The sequence below is a fragment of the Streptomyces colwelliae genome (genome assembly GCF_048158785.1).
Classification (GTDB): Bacteria; Actinomycetota; Actinomycetes; order Streptomycetales; family Streptomycetaceae; genus Streptomyces.
On sequence record NZ_JBLTJC010000973.1, the window covers coordinates 1 to 439 of the forward strand.

At 64.0% G+C, this 439-nt stretch carries 1 protein-coding gene; it reads right to left on the bottom strand.

From position 1 onward, the window contains the following. A partial coding sequence (locus ACNFOC_RS55425) for an NAD(P)-binding domain-containing protein (protein WP_416966448.1) occupies nt 1–439 on the bottom strand: 439 nt, incomplete at both ends.

The following is a 439-nucleotide window of genomic DNA, read 5'->3' on the forward strand; positions in this document are numbered from 1 at the left end:
GTTGTAGGTCGCATAGGCGAGTTGCGCCGAGGGCTCGATGTTGGTGACCAGGGTCGGCGAGCGCTGCACCAGCGTCACCTCGGCGCCGCTGGAGAAAAGATCCTGCGCGATGTCGTGACCGCTATTGCCGGTGCCGATGACGATGGCGCGCTTGCCCTGCCAGTTCTCGCCGTCCTCGTAGCGGCTGGAATGCAGCAGCGTGCCCTTGAAATTGTCGAGTGTCGGAATGTCCGGCACGTTGGCGATGCCGCTGACGCCGGTCCCCATCACCACATGACGCGGATGCATGGTGCGCTGGCTGCCGTCGGCGCGCCGCAGCGTGACGGTCCAGTCGCCCTTGGTCCCGTCATAGGCGCTGCCTTCGAATTCGGTGCCGGTCCAGAAGTTCAGCTCCATGGCATCGACATAGGCTTCGAACCAGTTGGCGTGCTTCGTCGTT